Here is a 14,378-nt window from a genome sequence, read left to right on the forward strand (position 1 = left end):
GGCAAACAACTATCGCCATTCACTCATCACCTGATTCTGCCAGCTAACGCAGCCACCTTATTCAGCCAGGCTTCCCTGTTCTCAGCGTCAGAGCTAATCACCGGGCCAAAGTAAGCAGAAGAGATGTTTTTAATGCCGGAGAAATCCAGCACAGAGTGCTTCAGCTGTTTGTATATGGCATTTCCTTTGACGTACTTATACCAGAATGGCGGGGTGTCCAGTGTAATGATCAACTCTGAAGTGCGCCCTTTCAGCAGCTTTTGCGGGATTGTTTTGCCATCAATGTATTTGAACGAAAAGCCAGGCAAAAACGTCCTGTCGATAATGCCTTTAAATTTTGCCGGTATCGTCCCCCACCAAACAGGGCTGACAATCACCACATGATCAGACCACAAAATCTTGTTTTGAAAATCGACCAGGTCTGGCTCAAGCGGGGTCACTTTGTCGTATCCTTCATCCAGACTTAGCTGGAAACTGAGCTCTCCGATATTTACAGACCGGACCTCATGCCTGTTTGTCGCGGCAGACGCATACTCCTGTGCTAAAGACTTACACAGACTGTCAGGCTTGAGGTTTGCGTTGATAACCAGAACTTTTTTCATAAACTTACACATCCTTATTGCTCAGAAAGTGCAAGTGTAAACCCTGACCTACAGGTCAGAGTCAAGCCCCCGAAGACAATTATCAATCGACGTCCGGCAATCTATGATCCGCTGCTTTTGCTGCTCTAACTCTTTTATATTCTGTTCAACTTCTTCCTGTTTTTTCACCAGAAAATCAAGCACGGACTGCCAGTCAAAATCCTCTTTGCTGCTTTTTAAAGTCACCATATCGGAAAGCGTGACCCCAAGTGTTTGCGCTTCCTTAATAATCTTGATCAGGTTTATGTTTTGCTGGGTGTAAACCCGGTATTTTCCCGATCTGGAAACATCCAGTAGCCCCAGAGACTCATATAGCCTGATTGCTCTTTGCGTCGCTCCTGAGAGGTTTGATGCTTCTTTAATATACATTTGAACTTCCTTGTTCTGCCGACTCCAAAACCGACAATCCCTGCTCCTGTTATCCGGTTTTCTCCGCGATGACCAATCCGTGGTTACTTGACCCCAACAGAACCGGCTCATCACAAACAGAGAGATGATAATCAAGCCAGGTCTGGTATTGAGATGGATTGAAGTGATTAACGCCATCTGAAATATAACGCCCAAAACCATCGGTAGCTGAATGACTGGCGATGCCAAAGCCAGCATTCCGGACGAGATCTTCAATTTCATCAGGTGCAGCAAAGTAACCGACCCTGAAAAAGCTGTCAGCCTTTTGCGATGACACAGTGCCATGCTGGTGCAGCTCTAAAAGCACTTCAGGTGTGATCAGCTCCGGGAACTTCTGTGCAAACAGCCCTGCCACAAAGAATCGCGAAATATACGCCACCGCCAGCACACCATTTGGCTTCAAAATACGCGTGGCTTCCCTAATCGCCAACACTCTTTCCTGCTCCGTTTTCAGATGATACAGAGGGCCAAGTATGACGCATACATCCTGAGAATTACTCTCTATAAATGGAACATCGCAGGCATTGCCTTCAAAGGCGCTAAGCGTGATGTTTTCCTGCTCTGCCTTGCTCTTAAGTATCTCTACCTGCTCCGGGGCAATTTCTACAGCCGTAACATCGCAGCCCATTTTGGCGAACGTCAGTGAATAACGACCGGTTGCGGCGCCAATTTCACATACTTTGCTGCCACTGCTCAAACAGGGAGCCAGCTTGTGCATCGTGGTATCAAACTCTAACTGGGCGATGTACTGTCTGGTGAGTCTTGAGTCTTCATCTGCGCCTGTATATTGCGCTATCAGTTCTTGCATAGGGAATTACTCCTTTACCAACTAACGAATGACCTGGTCATCCAACCGGGTACTGTCACAGTTAAGCAATCACTGACAGGACAGGAGATGCCAGGTCTGATTATTCTTACTCTTGCGGAGCAAATCTGGCTGAACGCCATTTGACCCTTTGCGGTATTAAACAAACAAAAAATTCGTTCAATACAAATCTGAATGCAGAAATAAGCTATTGAACACAATAGCTTATTTGAATTTATAATATACAGGACAGGAATGCACGCAAAACGTACCATTCATCATACTGCCAGCGGAGAAGGAAGAGATTCGCGGGCTCCGGACCCTGCCCTGAAAGATGCAGAGCAGGACATTTTGAGTTTTGCAGGCCCCTGTCAGGGTAGCCATCAGGCGCTGCGGTTTGGTAAGCGCTTCAAAAGGGATTCCAGTTCGTACTGATGCTCACCGCCAAGCATGGAGATGGGCAGCTTAATCTGACCGGTTGGGAGTACCAGTATAATGACCCTGCCATTGCCTTCACCGGCATAGCGCTTTTCCTTCACAGCCAAAACTGCTGAAAAGTCACAATGTCTGGGCTTTCCAAACAGGCTTCTCATCGTGAGGCTTTCATTACTGAAAAACACCATAACACTGAGATGCTGAAGAGAGATCATGGCAACAGCCGAGATAATAAAAAGCATAGACAGCACCATATACACCGAGCCCGGCAGGTCTATAAGCAGCTGTGTAAACAAAATCAACGAGACAAAAATCGAGAACCAGCAAATGAGCGCCCCCATCAGAGACAGCTGCACACTCTTCATCCCCGCATACTCTTTTCGTACGCGCTTCCTGTAACGACTAATCACCTCAAAAGCGATTAAAAGGCAGAATGGAATCAGGGCTCTTGAATATTCGATACTTTCCATCACTCTTCCCCGTTAGTAACCCCGGCTAATCACAGTATTCAGACCACCCTTCCTCAGTGAGCTCAAAGCCAGCTTCTTTGGCCAGTTCCCACGGACGTTCACATTGCTGAGTTTTGTTACACCAGCTATAACCCGCCGAACCGAGGCATCCGTGCTCATCTCTGTCATTGCCCACTATAACGTCAGAGCCCGGCTCCTGAGCCGCGCAGCCGGTAAGAACAGAGGCCAGGATAAATGAACCTGAGATTAGTTTGATCATAAAATGTACTTTCTTATTGTGATGAACTTGCTAAATTGTAAGCTGTTTAAAGGTTTGTGCAATCCGTCTCTGACACCTGCAGGAAAAAGGCAAAACCTGAACCCACTAGTACACCCTATTTTATAGAGATACTAAAAATCTCATTGTTTACTCCACCAATAACAATCGGTGTCGCTATTTGCTCTTGCTGCACCAAAATAGTCGTGCGCAACTCTCGACTTGATTTATGAGATTTGCTTTCCCGGACGACCAACACATCTACTATGTAATCCGAGTGTTCTTTAGTCACTGAACCAGACAACTCCACATTTTCATCGTCATTACTTTTTATTGCTTCAAACCTTCTGTTTTGATGAATCTCCGTCGAAACAGATGAGTTTCCGTAGGTCAGAATCACTGATGTTGGTTCTGTGTTTTGACTACCTGAGGAACCAAATGCTACGAAACACATTGTAAGTATAAATTTTGATTTTAACTTCATTCTCTGACTTCTATTATTTACCAAATGACTACCGCTAAGCTAAGTAACGCACGCAACTCTTCAAACCACATAAATTATCGGGCTCAGGTCTTGATTCTTGCCAGTAAAAGTAAAGAGCGGCTCCTTATCGGTTAATTACAGCGGACTACTCCGGCCAAAACACTTCTTCACCAACTTCAACAACAAAACCAGACTCAACCACACTTGTCATCACAATCACATCTTTCGCAGCTACGCCAAAGTAATCCGCCAGTGCCTGAGCAAGGCCAATCTGCAGTTGGCTGATACCCTCTCCGGACCAGACAGAAGCAACAGTAAGCTGAGCGGTTACCGCATAAGCATTACCATACTGAGCGCTGCAAGGGATCAGGTTGACGACCATATGCTCTGTAGACTTATCCGAACACTTTCCCCATAGCTCTATAAGTTCCCAACCCTGAACTGTCTTCGGTTTAGCAATCTCCGGTGAGATAAAGCAGTTGGCAACTGGCATGGGTGACCTCCTTTTAATCGTGGCTGTGACAGCAATTAATCCAACGAGTCATGCACCAGATAGTCATCAATCCCGACCTTCTCATAAGTCCCTTCATCGATCTTGATTGTATGAAACTCGTATTCCCCTGATGGGTTGACGAAATTCACTTCCAGCCATAACGCGTCATACTCATCAATTAGCCAGACTTTCCAGAGCAAATCAGACTCAGCCAGCTTCTGATAGATTTCGAATGTCCGGTATAGCTCAGACTCCTTCGATTCAGAAGCTTCAATAAGATCACCTGGGATACTGGTTACATGGACCAGATAATCAATTTTCTTCATTTCTTCCCCTTTACTTAAAGCAACTGTACTTCAAACAAACATACAACAGCCAGAAGAACCAGAACAGCTCCTGCCAACTCCGTTCTTAGTGAGCCCACAGAAACTGCGCTGGCCCCTGGCGCATCAATACTACCAACGAGATCGCTACTCAGGTAACAACTGTCCACGTTAGAAATGGAGCAAATGCAATCGCTTCGTTCACTTCCCTTTTGAGACTTGTAACCATGTTCCCGGCTTGTACAGCTTGGGATACTTTTATTATCCACATGGAAAATATATTGATCCACAATCATTCTACTTATACTATACACCCGGACAATATACACAGACCGCCGCGCCCACCGACCAGGAAAGTAAAGGACAGATATGAGATATCGTTTTGCACTGCTCTTCACAGCACTTACCGCATTCTGCTCACTGGCAAGTGAAAACGAACAGACTCCCTCTCCACAGGGGGATCTGCTCAGACACCGTATGGAACTTGAACAACAGTCAGAAGAAAACCCTTTCACTCTGTCTACCCACAAAATGAACTATATCCTGCCGATCACCTATATGTCGGACATCAATACCAGCGTCTATGACGAAATTGATGATAAGGGACTCACTGATAACTTCAGAAACACCGAAGCCAAGTTCCAGCTCAGTTTAAAAATGCCATTAGTGAAGAACCTGTTCACCGAAGACAGGATATACTTCGGCATGACACTCAAATCTCACTGGCAATTCTACGCCCAGGAAGTATCAAGACCCTTTCGCACCACCGACTACAATCCAGAGATCTTCTATGTGATGCCAGTTACCACTTTTGAAGAAAAAAGTGGGCTGATTGCGATAGGGCTTGAACATGAGTCTAACGGAGAGGTGCAATACTTATCACGCAGCTGGAATCGCGCTTACGTTCAGTTTGTTAAAGACAGTGGCCACAACTATGCCGTCGCGCTAAAGCTGTGGCACCGCTTTAACGAACCCACCAAAGAGTACCCATACGACCCTGTAGGGGACGATAACCCGGACATTATCGACTATTATGGTCACGGTGAAGTGTCGGCGGTACTCAGACGTGATGAAGCCAATTACAACCTTGTAGGACGTTACAACGTCAACACAGGCAAAGGCTATCTCGAACTCGGTGTCACCATTCCACTGTTCGATAACGTTAAACTCTACACGCAATACATTAACGGGTATGGTGAGAGCCTTATCGACTACAACGTGAAACAAGAGCGCATCGGGATTGGGTTTGTGTTCTCAGATTTGATCTGATGCCAAATGCATCATAAAACGACACGGGCTCTCACTACATTTGGAGTCACCCATCATCACACTCCCTCTTTGCAAGCGGGCCGCGCAGGTGGGAGTCAGAGAGGTTACATAGCGATCTCGTAGTAAACTGGGCCAGCCAAAAAACACCGGATATCAGTCGGTTGTGGGGATCAGGCAAAAGGCAGGACCCGGCCCTCATCACTGCAATGAAACATTAACTCTCCTTGTCAGGCAAAATTTTCAACGTTCAACTCATAAGTTGTAAACTTATCGCCCAACATCTCTGTAGGAAACACCCTTCGAGACATTCTGCGTAAGAAATCATACTCTGGCCGTGTATGTAATAAATGGATATACACTGCCTCATGCCCATAGCTTTTAGACCAGGACATTAACGACTTAAACACCGCTTTACCAATACCCCAACAGCCGTCATCCAGTACTATTGCAATTTCAAAACCTAATTCTGATGACTGGATACCACACCAACCGACTATACTCCCGTCGAGCTCCACCGCTCTGACCATACAGCCGTCAATCCTGTCTTCATCCTGTTTGTCGTTAATCCAGCCTCTGAGTGAAACAGAATCAAACTCTTCGTGGGCTACAAGATGCTTGCGGGTACTTAGCTTGTTTAATATCGGGAGAAGTTTCTCTGCGTCAACTTCATCGAGAGGAACGTACTGAATTCTGCTCATTCGTCACCATTTTGCGTAAAGGCCAATTAAACAGCGGCTAACGCCACGAAACTTATACCATGCCACCATAAACACCGCTGCAACCAGCCCCCCAAAATGCCACAGGTTGGCAGTCAGGTTTTGCGATTGTTATGTTGTTGACCTATCGGTACAATCACGAACCTGACAACACAGGCGACCTACCATGCTATTTAACAACGATATCGACGAAATGATTTGCTATTTAGAGCGTTTTTGCAAAGAACCGCATATAAAAGCACTGGATAACGTTTCAGACGAGCAAATCAACTTACTACTCGATTTCTTAACGCTCGCTCACAAGTTGAAGTGTGATATTTACGCAACCAGAAACATAAATGTGTCGCATTTTATCGGTATTGGAGAGTTCGCTCTAACTCAGGACAGACCACCTCAGGGAAACCTGTTTCTGAAAGTGGAATCTGAGCGTCTTTACCTTACATTCGAGTTAGATACCTGTAATGAAGACAACTTACTATCACCGATCCGGGTCATTGACGCCCTGGTCTATCTTGCTGAAAATACGGGGCATTCTCTATTACCAGAGAGTTACCGCACCTCCGGGGTCCGGTCTTGATTCTTGCTAACAAGAGAAAGACCTGACCCAAGGTTACCCGGAACTGTTATTTAACGCCTGAGAAGTTCGTTATAGATCTCACAGGACAGATCATAGTTATACTGCCTGGCGATTTTCTGAGAAAAGAACAGATAAGGCAGTTCAACCAGCACTAACAGCATAATGATGTAAATGGCCGAAGAGTACCCTGCCACCAGAGCCACGATACTTATGATAAGCAAAGTCAGCTCAACAGCAAAATGCACGTACCGGCCCAGGTAAAAATGGTGAGCGCCGCCGAGGAAAAACCAGTTCAGCGTTGCGTAGGTGTCGGGATCTTTGAGCTTTTTCGACTGAGTTTTGTAAAACTCCTTTCTTTGCTCATCAGGTAACGCGTTAACTCTCTGCCTGAGCAGCTCTTCATTCTGCTCAAGTTGTTCCAGTGGTTCAAGCAGCCTCACTAAGGCACCTCGTCATAGATCTTTTTAACTAAGTCAGGCTGGCTGCAGCGCTTGATTCGGGCAAGCCCCAACCGCCAGCCCTTTAACGCCCCATATTTCTCAATACACTGCTTTGTGTACTCCGAGCATGAGGGTTCAAAGTTACATTCGATATTTAAGAGTTTTTTTGATCCACCAGCAGACTGATAGCGGTGGATCAATTTAAGAGAAACGAACCGAAGCAAACTTATCGGCCAAGTGTAATGATGGCAGCTTCACGGTTCCAGAACAGCATATAGCGTTTTTGTTCTATAACCTGAAAAACAAGCTGCCAGCCGTCCTGCGCATACATGTTCAGCTCAGCTTCAATTTTCTGCAAAGGAAGGCCACTTGAGCCAAGCAGGAGAGTACCGCAGCCACCTTCTGCAATATGGACCACTTTATACTCAGTAAATTTTGTCATTTTTAATACCAACTGTTTGAATAAAAACAGGATGTTACAACAAAGGATTAAATGCATCAATACGAACACCCTCATTGATGCACTGCACCCATGCAATATATCTTCTCAGGCTCAGACCTCAAAACCCTGAACACTCCGCCTTCCGGATAAGGATTTTCGAGCTCCAGTATTGAACCCTGCCAGCAAAAGGCAGGAACTCCCCTGTTCGCATTCGCTTTTGATACTTGTAAACCATGCTACCGGTTTGTTTTGTAAACTATGTATCCGGTTTGTACAGGGTTACACAGCGTTCTCATAGCAGCACAGCGGAATCGCGGACTAGCCACAAAACATGGCAAATCAATCGATTATGGGAATCAGGCAAAAGGAAAGACCTGACCTTAATCGATTTTGTCGCTTATTAGTCAAATAGGTCGCCGTTGGTTTGCTCGAGCGCTTCCAAGTGAGACACGATAAGTTTTGGTCGCTTGGCTGCAATTCGACCTTTTTCGTCGAGCCGGCTAACAGTACCTACTAACTTACAGCGCAAGAACAGAAGAGGCTTATATTTAACGACACTACCCACATCTGGATAAGCAGTAAGAATGTGACCTAGGTATTTAAAACCTAGAGAGTTTGATGTTTTATTTTCTCTTGTAACCTCGCCTTCAATAACAACCGTTGTACCATGCACTAGCTCAGGTAAAACCAAAACATCATCGTCATCTTCACTGTCATCTTTACAGAAAATAGCCTTGTCTTGTTTACCAATAGTAACTTCATCCTTAACTCCATCGTTGTATGTGCCAATTTTTAACGAGCGCCCTTCGGTTACATTACGAGCTAATTCTTCTAACAATTTTGAGTTGGAGTCCAGATAAAGATCTAATGCAGGCTTAGGAACATATATGTACTCCCCTTTCTTATTGGGAATTCCGATAAGTTCGTTATTATTTTTAAACTTTAGGTTTGACAGGTCTTTTTTCCCAGTCTCTCCTAGATGTTTGCTGATACGCGCAAACCACTTTATTCCATCCAGTGCTTTCGAAAAAATAGAGGAGAAACCAAAGTTTTCAAAGTCTTTTTCTGCCATTTTTGATGCGGCTTTGCTAAAATAGGCAGTCGCTACAACTCCGAGTCCGGCTTGCGCCCATCCGGCGACGGTTTCTGGTACTAAAGCTTCCCAAGACCCCTTTTGTACCCTCATTGGAATTTCAAAGTCGATATGCTTTAAGTCTGGTGCTTGTTTAGCAATAAGCTCTCTAACTGCTCCATCATACGCGAGTAGAGCTTTGGCTTGCCTTCTTGCATCCATTAGCCCGTCTTCTACTAGTTCGCCATCATACTTTATATAACCCAAATACTTTTCATGTTCCATTGTTAAACCTCAAAGTCATACCGATTTGAGACTGATATAGCAACGAACCAAAGTAGTAGCTATACATCAGTGCTTTAGCGAAAACCGCTCTTATGACACTACTCTGGTATGAAATTGAACGCAATAATAGAAGCGTGATGTGCCCAGCGAATTCATGATGCTAGCACTTAAAAAACATAACGCCTGCAAAAAGGTGTGCCCCACCAAACAAAGCGCACCCAAAAACCACCGAGTACACTTTCGGGGTCAAGTCTTGATTCTTGCTAGCAAAAGGAAAGACCTGACCCTCATCATATTGCTGAACACTCCGCCTTCCGGATAAGGATTTTCGAGCTCCAGTATTGAATCCTGCCAGCAAAAGGCAGGAACTCCCCTCTTCGCATTCGCTTTTGATACTTGTAAGCCATGCTACCGGTTTGCTTTTTAAACTATGTATCCGGTTTGTACAGGGTTACATAGCGATCTCGTAGTAAATTGGGCCAGCCACAAAACGTCGGATATCAGTCGGTTGTGGGGATCAGGCAAAAGGCAAGACCTGACCCTCAGCGATTTTTTAGGGCATGAATGAAATATTTTGTGGGGATCCTTCAGGACCTGACCCCTCATCGATTCACTTGACCCTCTTCGCTCTGCGGATAAGGATTTTCGAGCTCCAGTATTAAATCTTGCCAGTAAAAGGAAAGACCTGCCCTCGGCTGGCTAATGGGTGACTCTGATAGATCCTTTGCTATACTTTCGCAATAAGCAACGGATTATTATGAAACCTTAATACGCTTAGGCTAACTTCAGTCCCGACTTCCCCAAAAAAAGCATTAGCCTCTACCCCCAGTAATTTATTATTATATTTAAAAGGCTGAAGCAACTTTCGTACAACAAGTTTAGAAAATTCTTCCTCATTCTCTTTTATCCACGAAGATATGCGATAAAAAAGATGAACATCCTCAGTTACCTTATCAATAATTACTTCATTTACCTCTAATGAATCTAATCCAAACCAAACTCTACATGTGATGAAGTTTTTAGTTCCTGACGGACGCAATTCGATAAATAAGTTACTTTCTGACAAATCACCTGAGTTCCAGTTAGCTAAGAAACTAATACCACATTTAACATTTGCGACTTCCACGTCGCCATTTAAATTCACACCATCAGCAAAGTAAGTAACTCTAGTTTTGCAAACCCTAGCCCAACCGAGTTTGCCTGTACTTTCAATCATACAAATATATCTATTAGCTCTTTCGAGCTCAGTTACTCTCCCTTCAATTGACCATGAAACTAAGCTCTCTTTTTTTTGAGGCATTAAAGTATAGTTAACTGTAAAGTATTCACCCTCAACTCTAGTAACCTTACATTTAGTATTTATTTTAGATCTGCATGATTTTTTAATAGTTTTCTTAAGCCTTCCTATCCTAACACTTCTTTTTTCCTCAAGCATTCTTGCTTCGACTTTCTTCTTTCGACGGCTTTCATTCTCCTTTATCTTTACATCAACCTCTCCTAACGAGCTAATTAAAGAACTGTATTCTTTAACAAAAGGGTAAATTTTAACTTTCATATCGACTAGCATTTCCATGGTAATTTCACATCTCTTGACAGTCCACTTTTCGACAAGACTTTCCACTTCAAATACAGACTCTCGATCAACTACAACACTGGACTCTAGATTGTATGTTCCCCCTAGGGTTAAATTTTGACTACCGATACTTGCAAATTGTCCCGGAACCAAGACCACCTTTGCATGCAACCGTTCTAAGTAATATAAATTCACTCCTGATTTTTTTAGTTTGATAAGAGTGTCAATCGATGAACTACCACACGCAAAAAGTTCTGCAGTAAACAGTGTATACACATCACATTTGCTAGGTTCGACTTTATTTATAACTGTATTTGCACTTGGCGATGTTATATACGGAGAAAGCACTATTAATTTTTCTGCATTTATAGCAGCAGACTTCCATCTCCGAACAATGCTTTTGAAATATAACTCCATCAGATACCCTCAAAAATATAATGCTAAGTTAAGCTGTTTGCACACTATAATAAACAAACCCGCAAATTATCTAGGTCACCCATTAACCAGAAATCACAACGATTTTCTACATGAGCGCCTGATCTTTTTAACTTAATTTTCATTGCTATCTCAGTCGATGAAATGACTTTTGCTCAATACCGACTCCTAAAGTTGCTATCGTGGTCATAATAATTTGCCTCGTTTGGCTGGATTCTCACCTTTACCTTAGTAATTACCGATGAATCGAACCATTTCATTAAGCCTGACCCTCAGCGATTCAACACACTTTTGGGTGCAGATTTTTCTTGCTAGCAATAGGAGAGTCCTGACCCTCGTCTATTTTCTTGTGTTAAATTACTTGTACGGGAACTCATCTACTTCATATAGAGTTAAATCGCTACCGTCTTCAATACTGACTTCGGTGAATTCAATAATAGCCTTCTTAGTTTGATCGTAAGAAAACGCAATAGAAGTATTATAAGTTTCATCAAAAGTCATTTCTTTAGTGATGGTAGGAATATAAACATACTCTTTATCCACACCGTCCCAAATTGCATGTTCATAGTCTTCTCCTGATATATCTGCCAAGATACTGAACGATACTTGTAGAGAAACATATGCATTGTGATCATCGACTTCTATGACATGGATATCATCGATGTTGATTCGATTTAGCCCAACCCTTGTAACTTCAGCATAATTTCTACCCTCAAAAATAAAGCCTGAGCTCATGAACTCTTCTGACACAACCTCCTCTATCCACGATAGGTCTTTGTCAATACACTCGTGAACTACAGAAGTTAGTAACTGTTCTGCTTGGTTGTATATTTCGAGAAACTCCGAGATAGTTTTAAGGCTATGGCATTGCTCTGATGTATCGCAGTAACCGATCAAGTCACCATCACCGCTAATGACATAAACCTGCTGCTCATTGACGTCAAGCCAAGCTTGTAGGCTTAATAACGATATTGCATCAGGAAACTCATCTTTTTTCTTCCCTTCACTAAATGGGAACTTAGCGCCAAAATACCTTGAAACTAGCTCTTTTACACTGCATTGGTCTGCATCCAGTATCGTTACGTTACTTTGAAACAAAAACAAGTTCCAACCAGCGTAGACTTTACCCTGTATTGACTTATCATTGAAATCTTTTAGAGCTTCAACAAGTTCATTTGGTAAACTGCTTTCAATAAATGCGAGATCTTTAGTAAATCGTTTTTTCGAATTTATGACCTGCGCACTTTTATCATTCAGCTTACTTTCAACTTCACCTTTAACTATCTCGGAGATATAGATATTGATTAAGGAGTACTCTCCTAGCTTCGATAGTTTTTTCAGCACACCCGAATCAAAGCGAAAGCCCTGCTGCATGAATGACTGAGTGTCTATGAATACGTTCCTAGTTTTCATAATATCCTTACTTTATTCGTAGAAGCCTGAGAGTAATTTAACGCCGTGCATAAGGTGCGCTACGATGGACTCACTAAACCCACTTAACTTCAAACCAAAGCCGCCGAGTGTAAGGCGTCACCTTGATGCATTTGCTATGTTCATATGTTGCGGTGAAACAGGAGGGAATGTATAACTCAATGATTCTCTTAATTTAAAGTTAGCATATTCAGCGGCACCGGTAAGATCTGGAAACAAAGTTAAATGATTAATATTCATTTTATCAAGTGAGTTTAAAGCTCTTTTTTTCTCTGTTACTGGTATCAAGACTTTAGCTAGTGCAATATTGCCCGTTACTTTAAATTGGTTTATCCAATCAGATATACACATCATCTCAGGAGCTCGAACAAACAGCCCTCTTTGATTAAGTAACCTAGCATTTTCATCTAAGTATGGCCTTAGAAATTCAAGATGATGATGCTGAGCCAACCTTGCAACTTCAGGATATTTATTGATGTTCTTTGCTAACATCCAAATAGCTACATGCGTTGTATCATGTGATTCTGAATTGAATGCAAAATACGCAGCCACATAAGGAGACTCAGTCCAATCAAGTAAAGGTGTTTTTAAGCCAAAATGTTGACCAAGTGCCCACCATTCATTCTCTGTTAATTGAGCAGGATTATGTCCACGTCGCCCCAAACAAAAGCTCTTGAAGTGCTCAAGTATATCTTTTTCTGCATTCTGAACGTTGTAAGAGTTAGATGTCTCCAAGTCTCGCTTAAGTGTAGATTTAAGTTGCCAGTTCGCGGATGCATGTCCTCGAAAGCAATAAGCATCACTTAGATTCAAGGCATCTTTACTATGTAAAAAATCAATAAAACCAGCCCAAGAATCACATGTGACTTCAGTTCTAAGTGGACCTAATGCAATCGAATTCCAACCGTGACCATTAGTAATATATGTTTGACTCAATTTTCACCTCTTTTGAACATAACACTTGATCAACGGCACCCCGAAGATCTCCACCATAAACAAAGGCTTAACACCGCAGATCCCTGCCAGAAGTCAGGATCTGCTGCGAAATCCATGTCTAATCTTTAGGATTACACGGCAAAATGCCACCTAACATCATGATACTACTGAGACCAAAAGTAGCTCGCCATCAAACAATTCCACCAATATACCACAAACCCCCTACGCACCAAGTTGAACTGCTCACAAAACCATCCCTCTCACAAATCCCCTCACCCCATGTAAACACCCCTCCCCCCCACCAAACACTGGCATCCCCCACCCAATCCCCGTAAAGTACCCCAAACACCAACCCAACAAAGGCACCACTCATGGCAAAACGCTCCCCCATCGTTGAAATGACTTCCTGGGGTCTCTACTCCACCTGGGATTCGGGCTCGAAAGATCTGCCTAAAATTCAGGACTTCACTACGACTGTGGTGGCTGACGAAGAGGTCGAGTTTGGTTTTATTGTGAACATCAAAAAGGCCAAAGGGGAAAAGATGCGTTACTGCATTTATCACCCGGGGGTGATCAACAAAAAGGGCCAGACGCTGGCACCGTTTGATGGCGAAGAATACGTTGGCAGTAACGACTGGGATTTTTACCTGGGAGACACGATTCAGCTGCTCCACCCTGTCGATGGCCTTGAGAGCAACCTTGGTGACTGGCGTATGGTGCTGGAAATGCAGGGGCGCGTAGTGGCGGAGAAGACGTTTAAAGTGGTCGGCCGTGATGAGGGCCAGTTCTGGAAAAAACGCGGGTTTTAAATACATTATCAGCGTTGCTTCTTTGGTTGCTTCTGATACTCCGAAGAGTCTAAAAGCAACAGATTGGAAAAACCTTAA

Annotated in this window: 19 protein-coding genes; 3 read left to right on the top strand and 16 right to left on the bottom strand. The window is 43.5% G+C overall.

Features of this window, described 5'->3' with window-relative positions:
• Window positions 1–26: 26 nt before the first annotated feature.
• The 8 genes from ACVB80_RS03760 to ACVB80_RS03795 all read right to left on the bottom strand — a co-directional run bounded on the left by ACVB80_RS03760 (window position 27) and on the right by ACVB80_RS03795 (window position 4,318).
• Window positions 27–602 carry an NAD(P)H-dependent oxidoreductase gene (locus ACVB80_RS03760; RefSeq protein WP_481079935.1) on the bottom strand — a complete coding sequence of 192 codons (576 nt, stop codon included), beginning with the start codon at window positions 600–602 and terminating at the stop codon, window positions 27–29.
• Between the two features lie 48 nt (window positions 603–650).
• Window positions 651–1,010, bottom strand: a complete 360-nt coding sequence (locus tag ACVB80_RS03765; protein ID WP_481079936.1) for a MerR family transcriptional regulator — start codon at window positions 1,008–1,010, stop codon at window positions 651–653.
• 49 nt (window positions 1,011–1,059) lie between these two features.
• Window positions 1,060–1,857 carry a class I SAM-dependent methyltransferase gene (locus tag ACVB80_RS03770; RefSeq protein WP_481079937.1) on the bottom strand — a complete coding sequence of 266 codons (798 nt, stop codon included), beginning with the start codon at window positions 1,855–1,857 and terminating at the stop codon, window positions 1,060–1,062.
• Window positions 1,858–2,237: 380 nt separating this feature from the next.
• Window positions 2,238–2,762: a hypothetical protein gene (locus tag ACVB80_RS03775; protein WP_481079938.1), complete on the bottom strand. Its 525-nt coding sequence runs from the start codon at window positions 2,760–2,762 to the stop codon at window positions 2,238–2,240.
• Window positions 2,763–2,784: 22 nt separating this feature from the next.
• Window positions 2,785–3,018, bottom strand: coding sequence for a serine protease (locus ACVB80_RS03780; protein ID WP_481079939.1), 234 nt, complete (start codon window positions 3,016–3,018; stop codon window positions 2,785–2,787).
• A 115-nt stretch (window positions 3,019–3,133) separates the two neighbouring features.
• On the bottom strand, window positions 3,134–3,499 hold the full coding sequence (locus ACVB80_RS03785; RefSeq protein WP_481079940.1) for a hypothetical protein: 366 nt from the start codon (window positions 3,497–3,499) through the stop codon (window positions 3,134–3,136).
• Between the two features lie 145 nt (window positions 3,500–3,644).
• Window positions 3,645–3,992 carry a hypothetical protein gene (locus ACVB80_RS03790; protein WP_481079941.1) on the bottom strand — a complete coding sequence of 116 codons (348 nt, stop codon included), beginning with the start codon at window positions 3,990–3,992 and terminating at the stop codon, window positions 3,645–3,647.
• Window positions 3,993–4,027: 35 nt separating this feature from the next.
• Window positions 4,028–4,318 carry a hypothetical protein gene (locus ACVB80_RS03795; protein WP_481079942.1) on the bottom strand — a complete coding sequence of 97 codons (291 nt, stop codon included), beginning with the start codon at window positions 4,316–4,318 and terminating at the stop codon, window positions 4,028–4,030.
• 366 nt (window positions 4,319–4,684) lie between these two features.
• Between ACVB80_RS03795 and ACVB80_RS03800 the strand changes: the two genes are divergently transcribed.
• Window positions 4,685–5,584: a phospholipase A gene (locus ACVB80_RS03800; protein ID WP_481079943.1), complete on the top strand. Its 900-nt coding sequence runs from the start codon at window positions 4,685–4,687 to the stop codon at window positions 5,582–5,584.
• A 227-nt stretch (window positions 5,585–5,811) separates the two neighbouring features.
• Here the strand turns inward: ACVB80_RS03800 and ACVB80_RS03805 are convergent, their stop codons facing one another.
• Window positions 5,812–6,282, bottom strand: coding sequence for a hypothetical protein (locus ACVB80_RS03805; protein ID WP_481079944.1), 471 nt, complete (start codon window positions 6,280–6,282; stop codon window positions 5,812–5,814).
• A 184-nt stretch (window positions 6,283–6,466) separates the two neighbouring features.
• Here ACVB80_RS03805 and ACVB80_RS03810 point away from each other — a divergent pair, with 184 nt between their 5' ends.
• A complete protein-coding gene (locus tag ACVB80_RS03810; protein ID WP_481079945.1) occupies window positions 6,467–6,877 on the top strand; it encodes a hypothetical protein in 411 nt (136 codons plus the stop codon).
• 50 nt (window positions 6,878–6,927) lie between these two features.
• Here ACVB80_RS03810 and ACVB80_RS03815 read toward each other — a convergent pair whose 3' ends face one another.
• The 7 genes from ACVB80_RS03815 to ACVB80_RS03845 form a co-directional block, all read right to left on the bottom strand.
• Entirely contained in the window at window positions 6,928–7,317 is a 390-nt protein-coding gene (locus ACVB80_RS03815; RefSeq protein WP_481079946.1) for a TM2 domain-containing protein, read from the bottom strand.
• Complete coding sequence (gene yidD, locus ACVB80_RS03820; RefSeq protein WP_481079947.1) at window positions 7,317–7,541, bottom strand: membrane protein insertion efficiency factor YidD; 225 nt, start codon at window positions 7,539–7,541, stop codon at window positions 7,317–7,319. The genes ACVB80_RS03815 and yidD overlap by 1 nt, the downstream gene beginning before the upstream one ends.
• Before the next feature lie 2 nt (window positions 7,542–7,543).
• Window positions 7,544–7,759, bottom strand: coding sequence for a DUF4177 domain-containing protein (locus ACVB80_RS03825; RefSeq protein WP_481079948.1), 216 nt, complete (start codon window positions 7,757–7,759; stop codon window positions 7,544–7,546).
• A gap of 400 nt (window positions 7,760–8,159) precedes the next feature.
• Entirely contained in the window at window positions 8,160–9,116 is a 957-nt protein-coding gene (locus ACVB80_RS03830) for a hypothetical protein (protein ID WP_481079949.1), read from the bottom strand.
• A gap of 727 nt (window positions 9,117–9,843) precedes the next feature.
• Entirely contained in the window at window positions 9,844–11,106 is a 1,263-nt protein-coding gene (locus ACVB80_RS03835; RefSeq protein ID WP_481079950.1) for a phospholipase D-like domain-containing protein, read from the bottom strand.
• Window positions 11,107–11,481: 375 nt separating this feature from the next.
• Entirely contained in the window at window positions 11,482–12,537 is a 1,056-nt protein-coding gene (locus ACVB80_RS03840; protein ID WP_481079951.1) for a PIN domain-containing protein, read from the bottom strand.
• A 117-nt stretch (window positions 12,538–12,654) separates the two neighbouring features.
• On the bottom strand, window positions 12,655–13,491 hold the full coding sequence (locus tag ACVB80_RS03845) for an FRG domain-containing protein (RefSeq protein WP_481079952.1): 837 nt from the start codon (window positions 13,489–13,491) through the stop codon (window positions 12,655–12,657).
• Window positions 13,492–13,862: 371 nt separating this feature from the next.
• Here ACVB80_RS03845 and ACVB80_RS03850 point away from each other — a divergent pair, with 371 nt between their 5' ends.
• Window positions 13,863–14,300, top strand: coding sequence for a DUF3859 domain-containing protein (locus ACVB80_RS03850; protein WP_481079953.1), 438 nt, complete (start codon window positions 13,863–13,865; stop codon window positions 14,298–14,300).
• The last annotated feature ends 78 nt before the right edge of the window (window positions 14,301–14,378 follow it).

The organism is Vibrio sp. 9-16B-A1 (assembly GCF_056726165.1).

What these genes read in the sequence shown, in the direction of transcription:
- ACVB80_RS03795 (WP_481079942.1), bottom strand. Translation starts at nt 4,318, where the DNA reads ATGAAGAAAATTGATTATCTGGTCCATGTAACCAGTATCCCAGGTGAT.
- ACVB80_RS03840 (WP_481079951.1), bottom strand. Translation starts at nt 12,537, where the DNA reads ATGAAAACTAGGAACGTATTCATAGACACTCAGTCATTCATGCAGCAG.
- ACVB80_RS03850 (WP_481079953.1), top strand. Translation starts at nt 13,863, where the DNA reads ATGGCAAAACGCTCCCCCATCGTTGAAATGACTTCCTGGGGTCTCTAC.
- ACVB80_RS03790 (WP_481079941.1), bottom strand. Translation starts at nt 3,992, where the DNA reads ATGCCAGTTGCCAACTGCTTTATCTCACCGGAGATTGCTAAACCGAAG.
- ACVB80_RS03810 (WP_481079945.1), top strand. Translation starts at nt 6,467, where the DNA reads ATGCTATTTAACAACGATATCGACGAAATGATTTGCTATTTAGAGCGT.
- ACVB80_RS03785 (WP_481079940.1), bottom strand. Translation starts at nt 3,499, where the DNA reads ATGAAGTTAAAATCAAAATTTATACTTACAATGTGTTTCGTAGCATTT.
- ACVB80_RS03825 (WP_481079948.1), bottom strand. Translation starts at nt 7,759, where the DNA reads ATGACAAAATTTACTGAGTATAAAGTGGTCCATATTGCAGAAGGTGGC.
- ACVB80_RS03765 (WP_481079936.1), bottom strand. Translation starts at nt 1,010, where the DNA reads ATGTATATTAAAGAAGCATCAAACCTCTCAGGAGCGACGCAAAGAGCA.
- ACVB80_RS03780 (WP_481079939.1), bottom strand. Translation starts at nt 3,018, where the DNA reads ATGATCAAACTAATCTCAGGTTCATTTATCCTGGCCTCTGTTCTTACC.
- ACVB80_RS03830 (WP_481079949.1), bottom strand. Translation starts at nt 9,116, where the DNA reads ATGGAACATGAAAAGTATTTGGGTTATATAAAGTATGATGGCGAACTA.
- ACVB80_RS03770 (WP_481079937.1), bottom strand. Translation starts at nt 1,857, where the DNA reads ATGCAAGAACTGATAGCGCAATATACAGGCGCAGATGAAGACTCAAGA.
- ACVB80_RS03835 (WP_481079950.1), bottom strand. Translation starts at nt 11,106, where the DNA reads ATGGAGTTATATTTCAAAAGCATTGTTCGGAGATGGAAGTCTGCTGCT.
- ACVB80_RS03800 (WP_481079943.1), top strand. Translation starts at nt 4,685, where the DNA reads ATGAGATATCGTTTTGCACTGCTCTTCACAGCACTTACCGCATTCTGC.
- ACVB80_RS03760 (WP_481079935.1), bottom strand. Translation starts at nt 602, where the DNA reads ATGAAAAAAGTTCTGGTTATCAACGCAAACCTCAAGCCTGACAGTCTG.
- ACVB80_RS03805 (WP_481079944.1), bottom strand. Translation starts at nt 6,282, where the DNA reads ATGAGCAGAATTCAGTACGTTCCTCTCGATGAAGTTGACGCAGAGAAA.